Source organism: Paenibacillus sp. TY11 (assembly GCF_059772165.1).
Genome location: NZ_JCBAIQ010000069.1, coordinates 1 through 662, shown reverse-complemented (window position 1 = coordinate 662; position 662 = coordinate 1). Strand labels below are relative to the sequence as shown.

At 51.8% G+C, this 662-nt stretch carries 1 protein-coding gene; it reads right to left on the bottom strand.

What is annotated here, in order from left to right; genetic code table 11:
- Positions 1–662, bottom strand: a 662-nt coding sequence (locus AC6EJC_RS26835; RefSeq protein WP_444956519.1) for an AMP-binding protein, incomplete at both ends; no start/stop codon positions are given.

Sequence of the window (662 nt, the reverse complement as noted above, 5' to 3'; positions counted from 1 at the left end):
CAGTTCAATCCGGTAGCCCCGGATTTTCACTTGATGATCTATCCGTCCCAGGTGCTCGATGTTCCCGTCCGGCATCCATCTCGCCAAGTCCCCTGTCCGGTACATCCGTTCATATCCGGCTTCTCCGTCCGTAAACGAATTCGGTATAAATTTCTCATCTGTCAGTTCGGGACGATGCAGATATCCACGTGCCAGTCCTACACCTGATACACACAGTTCTCCAGCTACACCCACCGGCGCCAGATGTCCTTGTGCATCCACGATATAGACGCGGTGATTCAGTACGGGACGTCCAATAGAAATCCGTTCCTCCGCATTCGCGTCCTCAGACACCGGCCAAATCGACGTGACAATTGAATTCTCTGTTGGACCATACGCGTTGTAGTAGGCTACTTGATGCTTCCACTTGTTTACCAGGTCTGTCGATGTCGCGGATCCCCCCGTGAGCAGGATGCGCAGGTCTGGCATTCGCTCTGCTTCTAGATACACCGCGTACGTCGGTGGTAGTAACACGGCCGTAATTTGGTGTTTCGCCATGTACTGCTCGAACTGTCCATAGTTTAAAATCGTTTCCGATGTCGGTATATATAGCGTGGCTCCGCAGAACAGCGTTTGAAACACTTCCCAGCAAGCGGCATCAAAGGAATAACTGGCAAACATCA